The organism is Shinella sp. H4-D48 (assembly GCF_022637395.1).
Lineage (GTDB): Bacteria > Pseudomonadota > Alphaproteobacteria > Rhizobiales > Rhizobiaceae > Shinella > Shinella sedimenti.
Genome location: NZ_CP093337.1, coordinates 2,383,367 through 2,405,414 on the forward strand (window position 1 = coordinate 2,383,367; position 22,048 = coordinate 2,405,414).

Below are 22,048 nucleotides of genomic sequence, written 5' to 3' on the forward strand. Positions count from 1 at the left end.
CTGCGGGATTTAGATGTTCGGATAGACCGGCCCTTCGCCGCGCTCTTGCCTGCGGGGGTCCGTGCGGCCGTCTCCGCGAACATTACATGTTCGGATAGACCGGCCCTTCGCCCCCTTGCGGCGGCACCCAGTTGATGTTCTGGTTGGGGTCCTTGATGTCGCAGGTCTTGCAGTGCACGCAGTTCTGCGCGTTGATGACGTAGACGTCCTGGCCATCCTTCTCGACCCACTCGTAGACGCCGGCCGGACAGTAGCGCGTCGACGGGCCGGCGTAGATGTCGAGTTCGGACGTCTTCTGCAGCTCGGGATTCTTGACCTGCAGATGGACCGGCTGGTCTTCCTCGTGGTTGGTGTTCGACAGGAACACCGAGGACAGGCGGTCGAAGGTCAGCACGCCATCCGGCTTCGGATAATCGATCCGCTGGTGCTTGGCCGCCGGTTCCAGCGAGGCCGCATCGGTCTTGCCGTGCTTGAGCGTGCCGAAGAACGAGAAGCCGAGAAGCGTGTTCGTCCACATATCGAGACCACCCAGCGCCACGCCGATCGCCGTGCCGAACTTCGACCAGAGCGGCTTGACGTTGCGCACCTTCCTGAGGTCCGAGCCGATGGCGCTGTCGCGCCAGCCCTGCTCGATCTCGATCGGCTCGTCATTGGCGCGGCCGGCCGCAATCGCATCCGCCAGCTTCTCGGCTGCCAGCATGCCCGACAGCACCGCATTGTGGCTGCCCTTGATGCGGGGCACGTTGACGAAGCCGGCCGAGCAGCCGATCAGCGCACCGCCCGGGAAGGACAGTTTCGGCACCGACTGGTAGCCGCCCTCGGTGATCGCACGCGCGCCATAGGACAGGCGCTTGCCGCCCTCGAAGGTGCCGCGGATCGCCGGATGCGTCTTGAAGCGCTGGAACTCCTCGAAGGGATAAAGGTAGGGGTTCTTGTAGTTGAGATGCACCACGAAGCCGACGGCGACCATGTTGTCTTCGAGGTGATAGAGGAACGAGCCGCCGCCGGTCTTCATGCCGAGCGGCCAGCCGAAAGAGTGCTGCACGAGGCCGGGCCTGTGGTTCTCCGGCTTGACCTGCCAGAGTTCCTTGAGGCCGATGCCGAACTTCTGCGGCTCGCGATCCTTCTGGAGGTCGAACTTCGCGATCAGCTGCTTGGCGAGCGAACCGCGTACGCCCTCGGAGATCAGCGTATATTTGCCGAGCAGCGCCATGCCGCGCGTGTAGTTCGGGCCGGGCTCGCCGTTGCGCTCGATGCCCATGTCGCCGGTGGCCACACCGATGACGGCGCCTTCGTCATTGTAGAGCACTTCGGTGGCGGCAAAGCCGGGATAGATCTCGACGCCGAGCTCTTCCGCCTTGGTCGCCAGCCAGCGACAGACATTGCCGAGCGAGACGATGTAGTTGCCGTGGTTGTTCATCAAGGGTGGCATGAAGGCGTTGGGCAGGCGCACCGAGCCGGCCGGGCCGAGGAACAGGAAATGGTCGTCCGTGACCTCGGTCTTGAACGGATGATCGGCATCCTCGCGCCAGTCCGGCAGCAGGCGATCGATGCCGATGGGATCGACCACGGCACCGGAAAGAATGTGCGCGCCGACCTCCGAGCCCTTTTCCAGCACGACGACGGTAAGATCAGGATTGACCTGCTTCAGCCGGATCGCCGCCGAAAGGCCGGCAGGACCCGCACCGACGATCACAACGTCGAATTCCATGCTTTCGCGTTCGGGGAGTTCCATTTCTTCGCTCATTTTTCTCTCCTCGCCGCAACCCTCGAAAGCCGCGGAAATACCCTCTGGTGGACCCTCTCATGACAAATACCAGAAATCTTGTCGAGCCGTTCTGCGACAGAGCGTCCCCGCATTTGCGCATGAGGTGATGACACCGGTCGAATTTTTATTGACTTTAACGTAAACGTCAACCGCCGTAACGGATCCAAGCCGGCCTGTACTTGATTCTGGCATGCCGCGGGACTAGGCATGCGCAGCCAAGCTGTTTGCCCAAGACCTTTCCATGTACGAGATTATCCGAATGTCCGTACGAGACTTGAACGATTTCGGCGGCATGCTCCACCATATCGGAGGCAACCGTCGAGACGCCGGCTTGCGGCGCGCCCGCAGCACCAGAGCCGCCCTCGCCGCGGAAATCCGTCACATCTCGACAAAATAGGCCGATCGCGCCGAGCGGGCGCTCAATAAAAGGACAATACCATGGATCTCGGCATCGCCGGCAAACGCGCCCTCGTTCTCGCCTCTTCCCGCGGCCTCGGCAAAGGCATCGCCGTTGCGCTTGCCCGCGAGGGCGCGCATGTGCTGCTGTGCGGCCGCAGCGCGGAAACCTTGAAGGCGAACTGCGAGGCCATAAACGCCGAAGGCCCAGGCCGCGCGGACTGGGTGCAGGCCGATCTTTCGGACGACGGTTTCGTCGAGACGGTGGCGAATGCCGTTGCGGAGAAGCTCGGCAGCGTCGACATCCTCGTCAACAATTCGGGCGGCCCGACGCCGGGTTCGACCGAAGACATGAGCGTGGAAAAGCTCACCACCTATTTCCAGTCCATGGTGTTGGGCATCATCACGCTGACGAACCGGCTGCTTCCCGGCATGAAGGAGCAGCGCTGGGGCCGCATCCTGACCGTCGCCTCCTCCGGCGTGATCGAGCCGATCCCCGGGCTCGCGCTTTCCAACACGCTGCGGGCGGCGCTGGCCGGGTGGTCGAAGACGCTTTCGGGCGAGGTTGCGCAATACGGCATCACCAGCAACCTGCTGCTGCCCGGCTCCATCATGACCGACCGCCTGACAAGCCTCGATGCCGCGGCCGCCGAGCGCAGCGGCAAGAGCGTGGAAGAGGTGCGCGCCGCCTCGGAAGCCGCCATCCCGGCCCGGCGCTACGGCACCGTGGCGGAGTTCGCCGCCACCGCTGCCTTCCTGTGCAGCGCTCCCGCAAGCTATGTCACCGGCAGCCTGGTGCGCTGCGACGGCGGAGCGGCAAGCTCGCTCTGAGCCGCCGCCCTCCCCTTGCCATCGGCCGCGGCCTGTGCCATCTGGCGCGCTCTCCAAAATCAGGGCGCACCTGACGCGCCTCCTCGCACGGGGCCAACTGCCCCGGTTCAATCCATTTTTGCAATGACAGGGGCACGGCAATGGCACGGGCACTCGGCCTCGATTTCGGCACGACCAATACCGTCATGGCGCTGGCCACCGGCGACAACGACACACAATCCATGCGCTTCGAAAGCAGCGCCGGCATTACCGACACGATGCGCACGGCGCTTTCCTTCATGAAGGATCCGGTGGTTGGCGCGCAGGCGTTGAAGGTCGAGGCCGGCCAGGCGGCGATCCGCCAGTTCATCGACAATCCCGGCGACTGTCGTTTTCTCCAGTCGATCAAGACGTTTGCGGCAAGCGCGCTCTTCCAGGGTACGCTCGTCCACGCGCGCCGCCACAGCTTCGACGACCTGATGGAAATCTTCCTGCGCCGCCTGAAGACCTACGCCGGCGACGGATGGCCTGCGGACGTATCGCGCGTGATCGCCGGCCGGCCGGTGCAGTTCGCCGGTGCAAGCCCCAACCCGGACCTCGCAATCGAGCGCTACAACGCGGCACTGACGAAGCTCGGCTTTCCGGAAATCCACTATGTCTATGAGCCCGTCGCGGCCGCCTATTATTTCGCGCAGACGCTGAAAACCGATGCCACCGTTCTCGTCGCGGATTTCGGCGGCGGCACCACGGACTATTCGCTCATCCGCTTCGAGCGGCAGGCAGGACGGCTGACGGCAACGCCGATCGGCCACTCCGGCGTCGGCGTCGCGGGCGACCATTTCGATTCCCGCATGATCGAGCATCTCGTGGCACCGGAAATCGGCAAGGGCTCGCACTTCAAGAGTTTTGACAAGGTGCTGGAAGTGCCCTCGGGCTACTATGCCAACTTCTCGCGGTGGAACCAGCTGTCGATCTTCAAAACGACGCGCGAATTCTCTGACCTCAAGTCGCTGGTGCGCTCGGCACTGGAGCCTGAAAAGCTGGAACTCTTCATCGATCTCGTGGACCATGACGAGGGCTACCCGCTCTATCAGGCGATTTCTGCCACCAAGATGGCGCTGTCGGCAGACGAGGAAGCGGCATTCCACTTCCCGCCGCTCGGAGCCGCGGGGCGCAAGACGGTGAAGCGCGCCGATTTCGAACAATGGATTGCACCGGACCTTGCCCGCATCGAGGGTGCGCTCGACGAAGTGCTGGAGAAGACCGAAACGCCGGCTTCGGCCGTCGACAAGGTGTTTCTCACCGGCGGCACATCCTTCGTGCCTGCGGTGCGCGGGATCTTCACGCGCCGCTTCGACGGCGACAAGATCGAAAGCGGCGGCGAGCTTCTGTCTATCGCCCACGGTCTCGCCCTGATCGGCGAAAGCGACGACATCGCAACGTGGGTAGCATGAGGGCGGTGCTTTCCTCCGCGCCGCCGCTTCGCTAAGGTGCGGCCATGAACACCGCCAGCGACCTTCATCCCGAGCAGCTTCGTGCGCTTCTGCATTTCTATGCGGATGCGGGCGTCGACTGGCTGCTGGAGGAAGAGGCTGTCGACCGCATAGCCGAATTCGAGGCGATGCGCGCGGCACGCGGCATGCCGGCCCGGCAAGAGGCCCCACCGGAGCCGCAGCGGCCTACAAGGCAGGCGCCGCAACGGCAGGAGCAGCCCCGCCCCGCCGCGCCGGCCCCCATGCCGAACGTCGCGATCCCGGACGGCCAGGCGGTCGCGGAAGCGGAGTTTGCCGCCAGCAGCGCCCGCTCGCTGGAGGAACTGCGCACGGCGATGGAAGCCTTCAACGGCTGCAACCTGAAGACTAGCGCGCGCTGCCTCGTCTTTGCCGAGGGCAATGCCAAGCCCGCCGTCATGGTGATCGGCGCCATGCCGAATGCCGAAGACGACCGCGACGGCCAACCCTTCTCCGGCCGGCAGGGCGCGATGCTGGACCGCATGCTCGCCGGTATCGGATTGACGCGTGCCGAGATCCTGTTGACCAATATCGTGCCGTGGCGGCCGCCGGGCAACCGCCCGCCATCGCAGCGCGAGGCCGATATCTGCCGGCCGTTCATCGAACGCCAGATCGCGCTGGCCGAGCCGAATCACCTGCTCGTTCTCGGCAATTTCGCTGCCCGTTTCCTGTTCCGGTCGAACGATACGATCCATCAGCTCCGTGGCGAATGGCGTGAAATCGAAGTTTCGGGCAGAACCATCCCCGCTTTTGCGACATTGCATCCGCAGGATCTGGTCACCGCGCCGATCAGCAAGCGGCTGGCCTGGCTGGACCTGCTCGCTTTTCGTGCAGGGCTGCAAGACTAGGCATTTCATGCATGCCATATTTTTCAATTACTTAACGATACACGCTGAATGAGGATCAATCGCGGTGCCGCGATTCTGCCTCAAGCATGAACAAAATGTTTCGCCAGCCATGCGAATTGCACATATCTGCCGGGCGGAATGTCGCATTGCAAAATCCATGTTGCGGCGCAATATACAGGCATGGGAGGGACAGGATTTAAGGAACTGAACCCATGACCGCCCGTTTTCGGCCCATCCACTCGAGCTTTGAGACGCTCCGCCATTCCGGTCTTCGCACCGGCCGTGGCTTCGGCGGCATCTGCGCGCCGGCCAACGAGCAGCTTACGGCCATCGGCTTTTCCCGCATCAACCGTCCTGCCCAGCTCTTCGCCGAGTTCGTCACACGCTGATGCGGATCGGGTGCGTGAGAGCGTGCCCGGCAGATGCACACAGGAGCAAGCCATGCTGAAATTTCGCCGACTGGTTTCCGATATCGCCGATATCCGTGCGGCCGTGAATGCCGCACGCGAATATTCGGTACTGGCATCGCTGCCGCGCGACGCTGCCCAGCGGCATGATCCGCTGAAGGCCTTCCTGCCGAACTGACCGGCTTTGTCCATGGCCAAAAGCCGTGATATGATCTCTGCCGTGAGGAGGTGAGACGCCTTTCCTTCCGGTAGAGACTAGGCCGAAGCCCGATCTCCGTTCTGTTATCGGCTTACTGTCAGAGTCAGGCGCCAACCGAACAGTCTGACAATAACCGAAACCCGGATTCTCAAGCGTGTAACCTCCTTTCGGTATGCCGGGCATGCACCCGGCACTTCCTTCACAACATTGCTCCTCCGAGAAACCCTCCGCACTCCGGAAAATCTTCCTGGTTACGCCAGCGATTGTCGCCATGGACAGAGCATGGCCGGCGCAATAGAGCGACATTCTGAAACTGGATGCCTTTCGCGGAGCCCCCATGCTGGCAAGCCTTGTCTCCATTCTGAGCCTGATGCTGTCCACCCTCCTGATGATGGTGGCCTTCGGCTTGCAAAGCTATGTCGTGCCGGTGCGTGCCGTCGCGGAGGGCTGGTCGACGCAGACCATCGCCATGATCGCTACCGGCTACACGGTCGGCTTCACGCTTTCATGCATCGTCACGCCGAAGTTCGTGCTGCTCGTCGGCCATGTGCGCGTCTTCGTGGCGCTCATCACGCTTCTCGCCATCGGCATCCTGCTCTGCGCGCTGGTGGTGGACTGGCGGGCGTGGATGCTGTTTCGCGCTGTATCGGGTTTTGCCATCGCTGGCAGCTATCTTATCATCGAAAGCTGGCTCAACGAGCGCGTCACGAACGACAACCGCGGCTCGATCTTCTCCGTCTATCTCATCACCACTATGGTCGGAACGATCGGCGGACAGTATCTCGTGCCGCTCGGCGATCCCACCAACACCTCACTCTTCATTCTCTGCGGCATAATCTTTTCCGTGGCGCTGCTGCCGACCGCGCTGACCTCTTCCCCGCTGCCGGCCCCGCCGACGCAGGCACGCTTCAACGTGCCGACGCTCTATCGGCGCTCGCCCGTCGCTGTCATCGGTGCCTTCCTTGCCGGTGCGCTTTCCGGCGCGTGGCTCAATCTCGGCGGCGTGTTCACGCAGCGCACGGGACTTTCCACCGCCGAGGGTGCGACGCTACTCGCCTCGGTGCTCATCGGCAGCGCCCTGTCACAAATTCCCATCGGACGCGCATCCGACCGGATGGACCGACGGCGCGTCATGGTCGCCTGCGGAGCGTTCGGTGCGCTCTCCTGCGCCGTCATGGCCGCCGTTTCCGGCGGGCCGCCGGTGCTGCTCTACGCGGTGGCAGCCTGCGTCGGTGCGGTGATCTTCCCGATCTACGCGCTGAATGTCGCCCATGCGAATGACCTTGCCCAGCCGGACGAATATGTCGAGGTTTCCTCAGGCATGATGATCGTCTACGGCGTCGGCACGATTTCGGCTCCGATCATGGTGGGGCCGATCATGGACCGGTTCGGCCCCGGCTCCCTCTTTGTCGTGCTGGCCTGCTATTTTGCCCTCTACAGCGCCTATGCCGCCTGGCGCATCAGCCGCCGCGAGGAGAATGATGGCCTTGTCGTCAAGACGGACTTCCAGGCTATGGCGGTACAGCCGCTTGGCGCCGACGCCGCCGCTGCCGCCTTGCAGCCCGACGCGCCGACGGAGGAGCCGATGGAAGACACCACGACGCCGGAATGGCGTCAGCCCTGAGGCGTGACGTGCTTGCGCGCCGCGCGCCGCTGCAGACCCAGACGGTGTTCGCGCAGGATGATGAAGATGCCGGCGCTCACCACGATGGCCGTGCCGATCAGCATCGCTGACGTCGGGATGTCATCGAACAGGAAATAGCCTACCGCCAGCCCGAGAACGATCGAGGTGTATTCGAAGGGCGCGATGGTGGAGACGTCGGCATAGCGGTAGCTTGCCGTCAGCAGGAGCTGTGCGACCCCGCCGCAGAAGCCGGCCATTGCCAGAAGGCCGAGCGCCTCCCAGCCGAGCGCATTCCAGCCGAAGGGCAGCGTGGCGAGCGAAAAGACGGAGGCCGAGAGCGAGAAATAGAGCACGATCGTATGCGTGCGTTCCGTCTTCACGAGCTTTCGGACCAGCACCATCGCCACCGCGCCGAGTGTCGCGGATAGCAGTACCGCGAGCGCGCCCATCGCCTCCGCCGAGCCGACGCCGCCCTCGCGGAACAGGGTCAGCCGCGGCCAGGTGATGATGAAGACGCCCGTCAGCCCGACGAGCACCGCCGACCAGCGATAGATGCCGACCTTTTCCTTGAGGAAAACCGCCGCGATGACGACGGCGATGAGCGGCATGGCATAGCCGATGGCGATGGCCTCCGGCAGCGGCAGGTGCACGAGGCCGTAGAAGCCGAAGCCCATAGCCAGGATGCCGACGAAACCGCGCTTCAGGTGGCCCATGACATCGCGGGTACGGAAGGCATCGACGAGCTGTCCCTTGAACGCCAGGAAGACGACGATCGGCACCATGGCGAAGGCCGAACGCAGGAAGGTGATCTGCCCGGCCGCCATATCCTTGCCCGCCGCCTTGATCAGCGTGGACATGCACAGGAAGATCACAACGGAAGCGATCTTGAGGAAAATACCCCTCATGGGGTCGTGGTGCGGCATATCCATGAAAAGCTCTGCGCGACCGGCAGGTCGCGGCGTCAGATGTTTGGCGCATCGGGAATCGATCCGGACGCGGCCACTCTAGCGGGACAAACCGGCCCGTGGGCATCAAATATGATGATATGTCGCGGAAAAATATGCGCGCCGCCTGAGCGAAGCGCCGCGCTCGCGGGTGCGGCGTGCATGCCAACCTGTCTCAAGTCAGCACAAAGTTGTGAACGGCGGTTCCGTGGAAATGAGATGTTAAGCGAATAAGCATATCAATCGGTGGAATTTGGGGGCAATGCGCCCGGCGGGATGTCGCGTCATGCACGAACGGGACAGGCCGGAGCGATAGAAACAGGACATATCCATGCGGACTGAGAACGGCCAGATCATTCATCTGGCGGACTATCGCCAGACTGACTTCGTTCTCGAGCGCGTCGACCTGACTTTCGAACTGGACCCCACGGAAACCAAGGTCGAGGCACGCCTGATTTTCCATCGTCGCGAAGGCGCGGACGTGGCCGCACCGCTGGTTCTTGACGGCGACGAGCTCGTCATGACGGGCCTACTGTTCGACCAGATGGAAATGGATGCGGCGCGCTATGACGCCACGCCGGACAGCCTGACCATCCGCGACCTGCCGGCGAGCGAACCCTTCGAAATCACGATCACCACGATGATCAACCCGGAGGCCAACACCCAGCTTATGGGCCTCTATCGCTCGAACGGCGTCTATTGCACGCAGTGCGAGGCCGAGGGCTTCCGCCGCATTACCTATTTCCCGGACCGGCCGGATGTTCTTGCGGTCTATACGGTCAATATCATCGCCGACAAGGCAAGTTGCCCGCTGCTGCTCTCCAACGGCAACTTCCTCGGCGGCGCCGGCTATGGCGAGGGCAAGCATTTCGCCGCCTGGTTCGATCCGCACCCGAAGCCGTCCTATCTCTTCGCGCTCGTTGCCGGCGACCTCGGCGTCGTGGAGGACACGTTCACCACGATGTCCGGGCGCGAGGTAACGCTGAAGATCTATGTCGAGCACGGCAAGGAAGCGCGTGCGGCCTATGCGATGGACGCGTTGAAACGCTCCATGAAATGGGATGAAGAGGTGTTCGGCCGCGAATACGACCTCGACATCTTCATGATCGTCGCCGTCTCCGACTTCAACATGGGTGCCATGGAGAACAAGGGGCTCAACGTTTTCAACGACAAATATGTGCTGGCCGACCCGGAAACGGCGACCGACCAGGACTATGCGAATATCGAGGCGATCATCGCCCACGAATATTTCCACAACTGGACCGGTAATCGCGTCACCTGCCGTGACTGGTTCCAGCTGTGCCTGAAGGAAGGCCTCACGGTCTACCGCGACCATGAATTCTCCGCCGACCAGCGCTCGCGCCCGGTCAAGCGCATCGCGGAAGTGCGCCATCTGAAATCGGAGCAGTTCCCGGAGGATGCCGGCCCCCTCGCCCATCCGGTACGGCCGACGAAATACCGCGAAATCAACAACTTCTACACGACGACTGTCTATGAGAAGGGCTCCGAGGTGACGCGCATGATCGCGACCATCGTCGGCCATGACGGTTTCAAGAAGGGCATGGATCTCTATTTCGAGCGCCATGACGGCGATGCCGCCACCATCGAGGACTTCGTAAAGTGCTTCGAGGACGCCAACGGCATCGACCTCACGCAGTTCTCGCTCTGGTATCATCAGGCCGGCACGCCGCTCGTCAGCGTTTCCTGCGCCTACGATCAGGCGAAGGGCGAATTCACGCTTTCGCTGGAGCAGATGATACCGCCGACGCCCGGCCAGAGCGTCAAGGAACCGATGCACATTCCGCTGCGCTTCGGCCTATTGCTGGGGGACGGTTCGGAGGCAAAGACCGCAGCCGTGAGCGGTGCCGACGTCACGGGTGATGTATTGCATCTGAAGGAGCGCCGCCAGACGGTGACGTTCTCCGGCATTCCGTCGCGCCCGGTCCTGGTGCTCAACCGCAGCTTCTCCGCGCCCGTCAACCTGCATTTCGAGCAGGCTCCGGCCGATCTCGCCCATATCGCGCGTCATGACAGCGATCTCTTCTCGCGCTGGCAGGCGCTGAACGACCTCGCCCTGCCAAGCCTCGTCGAGGCGGCCCGCAGGGCACGCGCCGGAGAGACGGTCGAGACGAGCGCCGTGCTCGCCGACACGCTGATCGCCATCGCCGGCGACGAAAATCTGGAGCCCGCCTTCCGCGCGCAGGCGTTGGCGCTGCCGTCGGAATCCGATATCGCCCGGGAACTGGGCAGCAACAACGACCCCGATGCCATCCGAACTGGCCGCGAAGCCGTGCTGGCTTTCGTCGCCAACCGTGGTGCGGCGGTCTTTGCGACGTTGTTCGAACGTCACCGCACACAGGGTACCTTCACGCCGGATGCGGCAAGTGCTGGCCACCGGGCATTGCGCAATGCCGCCCTCTCGTATCTCGCCGTCAGCGACGGCACACCGGCGCGCGCGGCCGAGGCCTTTGCCAGCGCCGACAACATGACCGACCGCAGCACTGCCCTGACGGTGCTGGCACACCGCTTCCCGGCAGCGCCGGAAACGGCGGAGGCGCTTGAATCCTTCCGCGCCCGCTTTGCCGACAATGCGCTCGTCATCGACAAATGGTTCGCCATCCAGTCGACCATTCCGGGCGATGGAGCACTTGCGCGCGTTCAGGCGCTGATGACGAGCCCGCATTTCGCCAAGTCGAACCCGAACCGCGTTCGCGCCCTCGTCGGCACCTTCGCCTTCTCGAACCCGACCGGCTTCAACCGGGCGGATGGCGCGGGCTACCGTTTCCTCGCCGAGCAGATCCTCGAGATCGACCCGAAGAACCCGCAGCTGGCCGCGCGCATCCTCACCTCCATGCGCTCCTGGCGCGCGCTGGAGGAGGTCCGTTCCGATCACGCCCGCAACGCGTTGCGCACCATCGCTGCGGGCGAGAAGCTCTCCTCCGACGTCTCCGACATCGTGGAGCGCATGCTGAAGGGTTGAAACCTTTGCTTATTTATCCGGCGGGCAAACGCGGATGCGGTGCCCGTCGGGATCGAGAGCCACGAAGGTGCGTCCGAAGACAGCTGTAAACGGCGGTTGCTCGATGGCAACGCCCGCCGCCTTCCACGTGTCATGCAATGCGTCGATCTTGTCGTCGCCGTCGATGGCGATGGCGATTTCCGAGCGATGCCCCGTGCCCGCGGAGACGAATTCCGGCGAACTGGTCGACCAGAGACCGAGGCTGAGCCCGCTTTCGAACGCGAAGCCGACATATCCGGGCGACTGGAAGGCCGGCGCCTGTTCCAGAATTTTTTCATAGAAGCCGCCGCTACGGGCAGGATCTTCGACATAGAGGATCAGGAGGTTGGGAGAGGTCATGGGAAGCGTCCTTTCGCTGTGTTGACGAAGGGATACTAGGCGACACCACTGCCAGAAAATGGCAGTATCGTTCCATGGCCCGTTCGGAAAGACTGCTCGCCCTCCTCCAGCTTCTCAGGCGCCATCGGCATCCGGTGAGCGGCGCGACGCTCGCCCGCGAACTCGGCGTCAGCATCCGCACGCTCTACCGTGACATCGCCACGCTGCAGACACAGGGCGCCGACATCGAGGGCGAGCCGGGCGTCGGCTATGTGCTGCGCCCCGGCTTCATGCTGCCGCCCCTGATGTTTTCGCAAAGCGAGCTGGAAGCGCTGATACTCGGTTTTCGCTGGGTTCAGAAGTTCGCAGACATGCCCGTGACCAAGGCGGCATCGGATGCGCTCGCCAAGATTTCGGCCGTGCTGCCGGCGGAACTGCGCGACGAACTGGAAAACACGGCGCTGCTGGTCGGGCCGCGACGGGTCGTCGATGCGGAAGTGGTGGATCTGGTGCTGCTGCGCAGCGCCATCCGCCGTGAGCGAAAACTGCGTCTTGCCTATGCGGACGGTGCCGGCACCTTTACGGAACGCGTCATCTGGCCGGTTGCGCTCGGCTATTTTGAAGAAACGCGCATGCTCGTCGCGTGGTGCGAGACGCGGGACGATTTCCGGCATTTCCGCACAGACCGGATGCGCGAAATCGCGCTCATGGAAACACGCTATCCGCGCCGGCGCGCCCTGTTGCTGAAGGAGTGGCACGAGCAGGACAGCAGGCCACGGCGGCCCGAAGACGGCCAGAGCTGCGCTTAAGTGCCGGTTTGGTCTACCAAATCGCACCCGTCAAAAATGGTTAAAAAAGTTTTACCTTTTTCTATAGACAAGCCGAATCACAATTGATTCATTATGGCAGATTCGGGCGAGCGGCGCGCCGAATCACGAGAGGGTTACAAGGTTTGAAGACTATGGCGGACGCGCAACGAGGACGCGCAGCCGGCGGGTGGACTCGTCTCAAGTTTCCGGGAATGGCGGCCTGGAAATCCGAGGCGACAGGGCCAGCGAAAATTTTCGCGGGGCCGACCGCACGGCATCTGTCACGGGCGGAGCCCGTGCTGAAGCGGTCGATACCGATCCTGATCATTGCATTCCTGCTTGTCGTGGCGATATCGCGGGTCGTCGGCATTCTGGTCGAACACGACCGGATGGACACGAGTGTGCGTGACACGACATCGCTGACGGCGCTCGCTGTCGGCGCGGCCTTCTCCGGCACGATGGCGCAAAGCCTCGCCGAAGCCGACCGCATGGCGGTGGAGGCTACGCTGTCCGTCAACCTGCCGCAGGATCGCATGCAGCCGGGCGGCATTGTGCTGTTCGTTGCAGAAAACGGCCGCGTCTTCGGCAGCTCCCTGGCCGCCTCTCGCTATGTCGGCCAGTCGCTCGCGCGCTTCTCGCCCGAACTTGCCGCCATCCAGTATTTCGGTGATCCGGCGACGGTCTTCCGCACCCGTATCGGCGGCGACGACTATTACGCCTCGCTCGTCGAGATGCCGCGCAAGGGCGGCTTCATCGTGGTCGCCAATCCGCTGGGCCAGACAGCGCTCTTCTGGCGCGACGAGATCGCGCTGAACGTGACACTCTTCACCGGGATTTCGGCGATCCTGCTCGTCATTCTCTATGCCTACTACATCCAGGCTAAGCGCGCCCGCGACGCCGATGCCATCTTCGCGGAGTCCAATCTGCGCGTGGAAACGGCGCTGGCACGCGGCCGCTGCGGCCTGTGGGACTTCGACCTGGCGAACCGCCGGCTGTTCTGGTCGAGTTCGATGTACGAGATGCTCGGCATGCCGGCCCGCGACAGCGTGCTGTCCTTCGGTGACGCCGCGCGGCTGATGCATCCAGATGACGACGGCATCTACCAGGTGGCGCGTGCGGTTGCCCGCGGTGAGGCCAAGCAGGTGGACCAGGTCTTCCGCATGCGCCATGCCGACGGACACTATGTCTGGATGCGGGCGCGCGCCCAGCTCATACGCATGTCCTCCGGCCGGATGCACATGATCGGCATCGCCATGGACGTGACGGAACAGCACCGCCTCGCCCAGCGCTATCAGGAAGCCGACGAGCGGCTTGCCGACGCCATCGAATGCACGTCGGAAGCCTTCGTGCTATGGGACAAGAACGACCGGCTCGTGATGTGCAACGCGCATTACCAGCAGGCCTATGGCCTGCCGGACGAGGTGCTGGTGCCCGGCACCGACCGCGCCGTGGTGAATGCCGCTGCTGCCCGGCCTGTCATCGAGCGACGCATTGCTGATGCTGACGGCACTGGCGTTTCCCAGACCACCGAAGTGCAGCTCGCCGACGAACGCTGGCTGCAGATCAACGAGCGTCGCACGCGTGACGGCGGACGTGTCTCCGTCGGCACCGACATCACGATGATGAAGCGCCACCAGGTGCGCCTGCGCGAATCCGAACGCCGCCTGATGGCGACCATCGGCGACCTTTCGGCCTCGCGCGCCAAGCTGGAGCGGCAGAAGACCGAGCTTTCGCTGGCCAATGCCAACTACCAGGCAGAAAAGGAGCGAGCCGAGGCGGCGAACCGCGCCAAGTCGGAATTCCTCGCCAACATGTCGCATGAGCTGCGCACGCCGCTCAACGCCATCCTCGGCTTCTCCGAGATCCTGCAGAACCAGATGTTCGGCCCGATCGGCTCGGACAAGTACCGCGAATATTCCCGTGACATCCACGAGAGCGGCAAGCACCTGCTCAACGTCATCAGCGACATTCTCGACATGTCGAAGATCGAGGCCGGTCACATGCGCATCAGCTGCGAGGCGGTCGACCTTGCGCCACTGATCGAGGAAACCTTGCGCCTCACCATGTTGCAGGCCGAGAAGAAGAACATCACGGTCGAGCAAGCCTGCCCTTGCAACCTCGTCGCCGTGGCAGACCGCCGCGCGATGAAGCAGATCCTGCTCAATCTGTTGTCCAACGCCATGAAGTTCACCAACGAAGGCGGTAAGGTTGAAGTTCGGGCGCGGCGCGTGGATGGCGCCATCACGCTGACGATCGCCGATACCGGCATCGGCATTCCGAAATCCGCCCTCCAGAAGATCGGCCAGCCCTTCGAACAGGTGCAGAGCCAGTATGCCAAGAGCAAGGGCGGTTCGGGGCTCGGTCTCGCCATCTCGCGCTCGCTCGCCCACCTGCATGGTGGCGCCATGCGCATCCGCTCCGACGAGGGCAAGGGCACGATCATCTCCGTGCGCATTCCCGACCGCGAACGGCTCGCCGCACTTCACCTGGCGGCGGCCTGAGGGCGCGACAGTCAGCCCTTGACCGTCGCATGGAAGATCTTGCGCACCGCCTTGGAGACACGCCGGATTTCCGCCTCCAGCGTGCGCAGGTCCGGGCACTCGCCTGCGCGGCAGACGAGATCGATCAACCCGGCGGGCGCCTCCTTCGGATCAAAGCCGCCATCCACGCACAGACGCACGATCTGCGAGATTTCCGTATAGAGCGACAGCGCGCCCTGCACGGTCTCGAGATCGTTCGGATCCATCATGGCTTGGCCGAGCTCGGCAAGCGCCTCTGCGGTGGGGAGCGCCCCTTCCGGTTGGGCCGCGCCGCGCGCAGGTGCGACCAGCGCAAGGAACTGAGCGATGAACTCGATATCGATCAGGCCACCGGCGATCAGCTTCAGGTCCCAGATGTCCTTCGGCGGCTTTTCCTGATCGATGAGCGTGCGCATCTCGGCAACGTCCTTTGCCGTCTTGGCGGTATCGCGCTTGCGGCCCAGCACGCCGCGGAAGATTTCTCCCGCCTCTGCCACCAGGCTGTCATCGCCGCAGAGAAGGCGCGCGCGGGTCAGCGCCATGTGCTCCCAGGTCCAGGCCTCTTCCGCCTGGTACTTGGCAAAGGATGTGATGCGCGTGGCGACCGGCCCCTTGTTGCCGGAAGGCCGCAGGCGCATGTCCACCTCGTAAAGCACGCCCTCCGCGGTGGGCGCCGAGAGCGCGGCGATCAGGCGCTGGGTGATGCGGGTGAAGTATTTGATATTGTCGAGGGGCTTTGCACCATCCGACTCGAAGGCGTCGCTGTCGTGATCGTAGAGGAGGATGAGGTCGATATCGGAGCCCGCCGTCAGCTCGAAGCTGCCGAGCTTGCCCATGCCGACCAGCGCCACACGCCCGCCGGGGAACTTGCCGTGCGCCGCCTCGACCTCGTCGAGCACCGCCTTGAGCGCCGCCGCGACGATGAGGTCTGCAACATGGGTGAAGGCACGTGCAGCCTGCTTTCCGGTGATTGCCCCCGTCAACAGGCGAATGCCGATCAGAAAGCGCTGCTCGGCGGCGATGATGCGCAGGCGGTCGAGAATTTCCTCATAGTGGCGCGCGCCCGAAACGAAACCCTCGATGCGATCGGCAAGATAGGCGCGCGTCGGCAGCTCCGCCAGAAGGCCGGGATCCAGCATGCCGTCGAAGACATGCGGCTTTGCCGCGATGACCTCGGCAAGGCGCGGCGCCGAGGACATGATGTTGACGATAAGGGAGAGCAGCGCGGGATTGTTGCCGAGCAACGAGAACAGCTGAATGCCGGCAGGCAGGCCGGAAATGAAGCTGTCGAAGCGCAGCAGCGCTTCGTCGGCCCGCTTGCTCTGGCCGAAGACGCGCAGCAGTTCCGGCGTCAGTTCCGTCAGCCGCTCGCGCGCCTCGACGGACTGCGTGGCGCGGTAGCGGCCGTAATGCCAGGTGCGGATGGTGCGGGAAATGTCGGCGGGACGCTCGAAGCCGAGCTTCTTCAACGTCTCCAGCGTATCGGGATCGTCCTTCTGACCGGTGAAGACGAGATTGCCGGCCTCCGACGACAGCTTTGCCTCCTGCTCGAACAGGGCGGCGTAGCGGCGCTCGACGGTCTTGAGCACGGACACGAGCTTTTCGGAGAAGCCCGCCGTATCCGCAAAGCCGAGCATGAAGGCGATGCGTTTCAGTTCCGATTCGGTCTCGGGCAGGACGTGGGTCTGCTCGTCGCGGACCATCTGCAGGCGGTGCTCGACGTCGCGCAGGAACCAGTAGGCTTCCGTCAACTCGTCGGCCGTCGCCGTGTCGATCCAGTTGGCATTGGCGAGTTCTGCGAGCATAGGTTCAGTCGCGCGCAGGCGCAGTGCGGGCACGCGCCCGCCCGCGATAAGCTGCTGCGTCTGTACGAAGAACTCGATCTCGCGGATACCGCCGCGGCCGAGCTTGACGTTATGCCCCTTCACTGCGATCTCGCCATGCCCCTTGTGGACATGGATTTGCCGCTTGATCGAGTGGATATCGGAGATTGCCGCATAGTCGAGATATTTGCGGAAGACGAAGGGAATGAGGCCCTTGAGGAAGTTGCGGCCTGCTTCGATATCGCCAGCAACGGGCTTGGCCTTGATGAAGGCGGCGCGCTCCCAGTTCTGGCCTCGGCTCTCGTAATAGAGCATCGCGGAATCGAAGGAGATGGCGAGCGGCGTGGCCCCCGGATCGGGCCGCAGGCGCAGGTCGGTGCGGAAGACGTAACCGTCGGCGGTGCGCTCCTGCATGATACGGATGAGGCGGCGTACAAGACGGGAAAACGTCTCTACCGCCTCCGTTGGATCCGTCGCGATGTCCGCCATCGGGTCGAAGAAAACGACGAGGTCGATATCGGAGGAGTAGTTCAGTTCCGCGGCACCGAGCTTGCCCATGCCAAGCACGATGAGGCCGGATTTCTCGCCGGGATGGGCAGGGTCCGGCAACTTTACCTTGCCGCTTTCATGGGCGGACAGGAGCAGATGATCGATGGCAGCAGATGTCGTGGCTTCGGCAAGCTCGGTCAGAAGCGCCGTCGTCCGGCGGGCATCGAAGATGCGCGCAAGATCGGCAAGCGCGGTAAGGAAGGCAACCTCGCGCTTGGCAACGCGAAGCCGCGTCATCAGCACCGCCTCCGTCACCTCTCCTTCGCCCGGCTGCCAGGCGGCACGGGCGCGGGCAATGGCCGCCTCGATGACGGGCAGGACGGGCTCTTCCACCGCCCGGACCAGCAAGGCGGGATCGATGCGGGCCGTATCACGCAGATAGGGAGACAGAGAAAAAGCCGCGACGATGAAATCCTTGAGCGGCCCATCCGTGGAGAGAAGGCCGGCAATAGCGGGGTGGTCGCGGCCCCAGTCCTTCAGATCGGACAGGACCGACTTGGCGTCCGTCTGGCTCAGGGGCCGGATCGGAGATGCCGTAAGATCGGATAGCCGCGTTGCCGTCGTCACGCTCATGATGTCTCCTCGCTTTTGAGGAGGAGATGTATCAGTCCGGCAGGACGGGGAAAACCATCCTGACCGTCAGGCCACGGTTGTTTTCCCGGTCGGGATGGGTGGCGTCGAGTTCCAGACGACCCTGGTGCATTTCCATGACCGCCGCGACCAGCGACAGGCCAAGCCCCGTTCCCGGCTTGGAGCGGCTGGCATCGAGCCGCACGAAGCGTTCGATCACGTCGCCATATTTGTCTTCCGGCACGCCCGGGCCGCTGTCCGCCACAGCAAGCACGACCTCGTTATCCCGCCGTGCAAGCGAGATACGTATATCCGGCTCGCCGTCGCTGCCCTCGGCATATTTGATCGCGTTGTCGATAAGGTTTCCGAGTGCCTGACCGACGAGCTCACGATTGCCCTTGACCTCGATACCTTCGGCAATGTCGGTAGTAAATTTCAGACCGCAATCCTCAGCAACGGGCTCGTAGAGCTCGGCGCTGTCATGTGTAATGCCGCTGATATCCACCGCGCTCATTTCCGCCGGCGCCTGCCCGGCTTCGACGCGGGAGATCATCAGGAGCGCATTGAAGGTGCGGATAAGCTGGTCGGATTCGACGATCATCTCTTCCAGAGCGCTGCGGTGATCAGCCCCGTCTCCAACTGCCAGCGCAGCCTCAGCCTTGTTGCGCAGCCGTGTCAGCGGCGTCTTGAGGTCGTGGGCGATGTTGTCGGAAACCTGCTTCAGCCCCTCGCCGAGTTTCTCGATACGGCCGAGCATGGTGTTGAGCGATTCGGAAAGGCGGTCGAATTCGTCCCCGGATCCGCTGGTCGGCAAACGCTGTGAAAGGTCGCCGGCCATGATCCGCTGGCTGGCGTCCGACATGCGATCCATGCGCTTGAGGGCGTTGCGCCCGATGAGATACCAGATGGCAAGCGCGCCGACGCCCATGACGCCAAGCGCCACCATCAGGGCCTGCCGCACCAGCTTGCGAAAGTTTTCCGGTTCGCCGAGGTCGCGACCAACCAGGATGCGAAGCCCGTTCGACAAGACATTGACCTGCGCATAGGCCATGGGGCGGTTTGTGCCGCGCGCCTCTTCCTGGTAGCGCTGATAACGGAAGGGTATTGTCGTCCAGCCTTCCGTGTCCAGCACGCCCGGCTGGATGGAGGCCACGTTGCCGGCCAGCACCTCGCCCGTGGGGCTCGCGATGATGTAGAGATTGGCACCCGGCTGGCGCGCGCGCCGCTCGAGCGTGCGCAGTAGGCCGTTCATGCCGTTGTTGTCGAAGATGCGCTCGATCTGCTCGGCCTCCTGGGCCACGGCCTCGCGCATCTGCTGTTGCAGCAGGCCTTCGGACATGGAGGAAACGTAGAAGACGAGAACGGCCGCGCAGGCGGCAAACAGCAGGAGATAGACCGCCGAAAGGCGCACGGCGGTCGTGCGATAGAGTGCGGTCAGCCGGCCAAGCAGTCGTTGCATCGGTTCAGACCGCCGCCTCTTCCTTCATCATGTATCCCGCGCCGCGCACGGTGCGCAGCAGCGGCTGGTCGAAATCCTTCTCTATCTTCGAACGCAGCCGCGAGACATGCACATCGATGACGTTGGTCTGGGGATCGAAATGATAGTCCCAGACGTTTTCGAGCAGCATGGTGCGCGTCACGACCTGCCCGGCATTCTTCATGAGATATTCGAGAAGACGGAACTCGCGCGGCTGGAGCAGGATTTCCTTGCCGGCGCGCTTGACGGTGTGGGACAGACGGTCGAGTTCGAGATCGCCCACCCGGTAGACCATATCCTGTTCCGGCGTGCCCTTGCGGCGGCCGAGTACCTCCACACGGGCGAGCAGCTCGCTGAACGCATAAGGCTTCGGCAGGTAGTCGTCGCCGCCGGCGCGAAGGCCCGTCACGCGATCATCGACCTGCCCGAGGGCGGACAGAATGAGCACGGGCGTGTGGATGTTGCGCTGGCGCAGCTCTGAGATCAGCGAAAGGCCGTCACGCCGCGGCAGCATGCGGTCGATGACCAGCACGTCGTAGCTGTTTTCCGTGGCCAGGAAGAGGCCGCTCTCGCCGTCGCTGGCATGATCGAGAACGATGCCGGCCTCGCGAAAAGCCTTCGCGAGATAAGCGGCTGCCTCCAGATCGTCTTCCACAATCAATAACTTCATGGCGGAACCTTACAGCATGTTCGGCGGGATTTACCAGCAGCACGCGCCGGATACGGCAGCGCCGCGAAATCGTTCGATCCCGCGGCGCCGTCAATGCGAAGATTTACGGAGCCGGTCAGCCCTGGTCGATGGGCAGAGCCAGGAAGCGGCTGCCATCCTTGGTCTCGACCTGGAACAGCGCCTTGGAGCGACCATCCTTGCGGGCGGCTTCGATCACCTTCATCACCTCGTCCGCAGACTTGACGGTCTGGTTGTTGACGGAGGTGATGCGGTCGCCTTCCTTGAGGCCGCGATCGCTGGCGTCGGAGTCCGGATCGACAGAGGAGACGGTCAAGCCGTCGTCGCCGGCCGTGACCGAGATACCGAGATCGGCAAGCGCCTGCTCGCTGGTTTCGTCGGCGGGAGCAGCGTCATCCGTGGTCGTGGCGGCCTGGATGGCTTCGCCGGCCAGCGTGCCGATCTCGACCTTGATGGTCTGCGACTTGCCATCGCGCCATACGGCGACATCGACCGTCTTGCCGGGCGCGATATCGGCCACACGGCGGGCGAGGTCACGCGGATCCTTGACCGGCTCACCTTCGAGCGCGGTGATCACGTCACCCTTCTTGATGCCGGCCTTGGCACCGGGCGAGTCGGCCTGCGGCTCGACGACGAGGGCACCGGCGGCATCCGCCAAGCCGAGCGAGTCGGCGATGTCGCGGCTGACCGGCTGGATCTGGACGCCGAGCCAGCCACGGTCGACCTTGCCATCCTTCATCAGGTTGGCAACGACGCCTTTGGCGACCGATGCGGGAATCGCGAAGGCGATGCCGACATTGCCGCCCGACGGCGAGAAGATGGCGGTGTTGATGCCGACGACCTGACCGTTGAGATTGAAGGTCGGGCCACCGGAATTGCCGCGGTTTACAGCGGCATCCACCTGCAGGTAGTCGTCATAGGGGCCGGAGCCGATGTCACGGCCGCGGGCGGAGATGATGCCCGCCGTCACGGTGCCGCCGAGGCCGAACGGGTTACCGACCGCCACGACCCAGTCGCCGACGCGGATCTGGCTGTCATCGGCAAAGCTGACATAGGTGAACTTGCGCTTGTCCTTCTCGTCGACCTTCAGCACGGCGAGGTCAGTGCGGCTGTCCTTGCCGACAAGCGTGGCCTTAAGCTCGGTGCCGTCGTTCATGACGACCGTGAAGGCCGAGCCATCGCTGACGACGTGGTTGTTGGTGACAATGTAGCCGTCTTCGGAGATGAAGAAGCCGGAGCCCTGCGCGGTCGGGCGAAGATGCGGCTTGCGGCCGGGACCACGGCGGTCACCGAAGCCTCGATCCGGGCCACGGTCGCCGCGGAACTGGTCCTGGCCGCCGAATTCACGGAAGAAGCGCTTCAGCGGGTGATCGTCGGGAAGCTCGTCAAAGCCGCGGCCGCCGAAGTTGAACGAGAAATTGCTTTCATCGTTGGACGGCTTGGCATCGGATTCAACACGGACGGAAACCACGGCCGGGGAAACGGCCTGAACGACGTCGGCGAAGCTCGCAACCTGCGGCGCCTGGACGGAAACGGCTTCTGCATAGCTTTCAGTAACGCGCGCGGGGATGCCGGTCGCGAGCATAACGGCTGCGAGCCCTGCGACGGTGGTCGTCTGCAACGCAGCCTTGAGGCTCGGACGGAACGCGGAAATCTTGGCCATTCTGTGCACCTTCTCTCTTCTTTCAGGGCTGCGCCCGGCAGCCGATGGAAAAGAGATAGGCGGTCGCACATTACGGCACACTATCCGCCGCATGAATTTTTCGTAA

The 22,048-nt window shown here is 63.5% G+C and carries 16 protein-coding genes; 9 read left to right on the plus strand and 7 right to left on the minus strand.

All coding sequences use genetic code 11. From position 1 onward, the window contains the following. Positions 1 to 82: 82 nt before the first annotated feature. Positions 83 to 1,747, minus strand: coding sequence for an electron transfer flavoprotein-ubiquinone oxidoreductase (locus MNR02_RS11755; protein ID WP_241946901.1), 1,665 nt, complete (start codon positions 1,745 to 1,747; stop codon positions 83 to 85). A gap of 459 nt (positions 1,748 to 2,206) precedes the next feature. Here MNR02_RS11755 and MNR02_RS11760 point away from each other — a divergent pair, with 459 nt between their 5' ends. From MNR02_RS11760 to MNR02_RS11785, 6 genes are all read left to right on the plus strand, one after another. Continuing rightward, a complete protein-coding gene (locus MNR02_RS11760) occupies positions 2,207 to 2,995 on the plus strand; it encodes an SDR family oxidoreductase (RefSeq protein ID WP_241946902.1) in 789 nt (262 codons plus the stop codon). Positions 2,996 to 3,135: 140 nt separating this feature from the next. Continuing rightward, positions 3,136 to 4,428 (plus strand): Hsp70 family protein, encoded by a 1,293-nt coding sequence (locus tag MNR02_RS11765; protein ID WP_241946903.1) that lies wholly within the window; start codon positions 3,136 to 3,138, stop codon positions 4,426 to 4,428. A gap of 44 nt (positions 4,429 to 4,472) precedes the next feature. After that, positions 4,473 to 5,333 carry a uracil-DNA glycosylase gene (locus MNR02_RS11770; RefSeq protein ID WP_241946904.1) on the plus strand — a complete coding sequence of 287 codons (861 nt, stop codon included), beginning with the start codon at positions 4,473 to 4,475 and terminating at the stop codon, positions 5,331 to 5,333. A gap of 212 nt (positions 5,334 to 5,545) precedes the next feature. Beyond that, the gene (locus MNR02_RS11775; RefSeq protein ID WP_241597143.1) at positions 5,546 to 5,722 is read left to right on the plus strand and encodes a hypothetical protein; all 177 of its coding nucleotides are present in this window, start codon (positions 5,546 to 5,548) and stop codon (positions 5,720 to 5,722) included. A gap of 52 nt (positions 5,723 to 5,774) precedes the next feature. Then, entirely contained in the window at positions 5,775 to 5,918 is a 144-nt protein-coding gene (locus MNR02_RS11780; protein ID WP_160870912.1) for a hypothetical protein, read from the plus strand. Between the two features lie 358 nt (positions 5,919 to 6,276). Next, the gene (locus tag MNR02_RS11785; protein WP_241946905.1) at positions 6,277 to 7,563 is read left to right on the plus strand and encodes an MFS transporter; all 1,287 of its coding nucleotides are present in this window, start codon (positions 6,277 to 6,279) and stop codon (positions 7,561 to 7,563) included. Here MNR02_RS11785 and MNR02_RS11790 read toward each other — a convergent pair. Further along, complete coding sequence (locus MNR02_RS11790; RefSeq protein WP_241946906.1) at positions 7,554 to 8,492, minus strand: DMT family transporter; 939 nt, start codon at positions 8,490 to 8,492, stop codon at positions 7,554 to 7,556. The two genes, MNR02_RS11785 and MNR02_RS11790, sit on opposite strands and share 10 nt — an antisense overlap. Positions 8,493 to 8,838: 346 nt before the next feature. Between MNR02_RS11790 and pepN the strand changes: the two genes are divergently transcribed. Beyond that, positions 8,839 to 11,487: an aminopeptidase N gene (gene pepN, locus MNR02_RS11795; protein WP_241946907.1), complete on the plus strand. Its 2,649-nt coding sequence runs from the start codon at positions 8,839 to 8,841 to the stop codon at positions 11,485 to 11,487. A gap of 9 nt (positions 11,488 to 11,496) precedes the next feature. On the opposite strand, the gene MNR02_RS11800 is transcribed toward pepN, so the two are convergent. After that, entirely contained in the window at positions 11,497 to 11,865 is a 369-nt protein-coding gene (locus MNR02_RS11800; RefSeq protein WP_241946908.1) for a VOC family protein, read from the minus strand. Between the two features lie 74 nt (positions 11,866 to 11,939). Between MNR02_RS11800 and MNR02_RS11805 the strand changes: the two genes are divergently transcribed. After that, on the plus strand, positions 11,940 to 12,653 hold the full coding sequence (locus tag MNR02_RS11805) for a YafY family protein (RefSeq protein WP_241946909.1): 714 nt from the start codon (positions 11,940 to 11,942) through the stop codon (positions 12,651 to 12,653). A gap of 143 nt (positions 12,654 to 12,796) precedes the next feature. Then, entirely contained in the window at positions 12,797 to 15,154 is a 2,358-nt protein-coding gene (locus MNR02_RS11810) for a PAS domain-containing sensor histidine kinase (RefSeq protein ID WP_241946910.1), read from the plus strand. An 11-nt stretch (positions 15,155 to 15,165) separates the two neighbouring features. Here the strand turns inward: MNR02_RS11810 and MNR02_RS11815 are convergent, their stop codons facing one another. From MNR02_RS11815 to MNR02_RS11830, 4 genes are all read right to left on the minus strand, one after another. Then, the gene (locus tag MNR02_RS11815; protein ID WP_241946911.1) at positions 15,166 to 18,117 is read right to left on the minus strand and encodes a bifunctional [glutamine synthetase] adenylyltransferase/[glutamine synthetase]-adenylyl-L-tyrosine phosphorylase; all 2,952 of its coding nucleotides are present in this window, start codon (positions 18,115 to 18,117) and stop codon (positions 15,166 to 15,168) included. A gap of 31 nt (positions 18,118 to 18,148) precedes the next feature. Continuing rightward, entirely contained in the window at positions 18,149 to 19,573 is a 1,425-nt protein-coding gene (locus tag MNR02_RS11820) for an ATP-binding protein (RefSeq protein ID WP_241946912.1), read from the minus strand. 4 nt (positions 19,574 to 19,577) lie between these two features. Then, complete coding sequence (locus MNR02_RS11825) at positions 19,578 to 20,261, minus strand: response regulator transcription factor (protein WP_134647530.1); 684 nt, start codon at positions 20,259 to 20,261, stop codon at positions 19,578 to 19,580. 115 nt (positions 20,262 to 20,376) lie between these two features. Then, complete coding sequence (locus MNR02_RS11830; protein WP_241946913.1) at positions 20,377 to 21,942, minus strand: Do family serine endopeptidase; 1,566 nt, start codon at positions 21,940 to 21,942, stop codon at positions 20,377 to 20,379. Positions 21,943 to 22,048 lie beyond the last annotated feature (106 nt).